General features: G+C 50.0%; 1 pseudogene. It reads left to right on the top strand.

The annotated features are described in order from the left end of the window. A pseudogene (locus E2K52_RS14455) lies at positions 1–1,059 on the top strand (PAS domain-containing protein); the annotation flags it as partial.

Raw genomic sequence — 1,059 nt, 5'->3', positions numbered from 1 at the left:
CAGTAAGCAGGGCGTATATGCCGGCTTGCTGACCGGTTTTGCCCTGTGGTCCTATACGCTGTTGCTGCCAACGATTTTACGCAGCCTGCCAGATCGCTATCAGCAATTTAGTATAGATTTCCTGACCCAAGGACCTTTTGGCTGGAACTGGTTACGTCCCGAAGCCCTGATTGGATTTGAATCTTTTGATCCTCTGACACATGGCGTGGTCTGGGCATTGGGTCTGAATACCGTGTTATACATCTGGATTTCACGCATGTTCCGCCCAAGTGTGGCAGAACAGATTCAGGCCGAAAGCTTTTTCTATTATGAAACCAAGCCTTTGCCATCGCAAAGTCCGATGACTGAAGTAAGTTATTCGCATCAGGATGTTGCCCGCCTAAAAGTGGGTGATTTGCTGACCCTGGCAAAAAGAATTACCGGTGAAGTACCGGCCGCGCAGGCATTCCAGCAGTTCTGTACACAAAATAATGTCGAACTCAATGAAAATAGCAGTGCCAATGGGATGTGGTGGCGTTTTACCGAACAGTATCTGGCCGGCACGATTGGCGCCGCATCAGCACGGACCTTATTGACCACCGCTATGGTCAATAATGGCCTGGCGCTCGGCCAGGTCGCAAATATTCTGGATCAGGCCTCCCAATGGCAGCGTTTTAACCAGAACCTGATTATGACCATGATTGACCATATGACCCAAGGGGTGAGTGTGGTCGACGAAAACATGTGTCTGGTGGCCTGGAATAACCAGTATCTGAAACTGTTCGATTATCCAAAAGATATTGTCTATGTCGGCTGTCCGATTGCTGACCTGATCCGCTATAACGCAGAACGCGGCGAATGTGGTCCAGGTTCGGTGGAAGAGCATGTGCGTAAACGGATTCACTGGACGTCGGCAGTGCACATGAATTTGAACGGATCCGTAAAGATGGCCGCGTGATTCAGATGCGTGGTAATCCGATTGAAGGTGGTGGTTTCGTAACAACCTTTGCCGATATTACCGCTTTCCGTGAAAATGAAGCTGTTCTGGAAGCCCGAGATAGGGAGAGCGTCGTGGGTGGA

It is taken from the genome of Acinetobacter sp. RF14B (assembly GCF_006864105.1).
Lineage (GTDB): Bacteria > Pseudomonadota > Gammaproteobacteria > Pseudomonadales > Moraxellaceae > Acinetobacter > Acinetobacter lwoffii_C.
The sequence above is the reverse complement of the archived record's forward strand: the minus strand, read 5'-3'. Positions and strand labels throughout refer to the sequence as shown.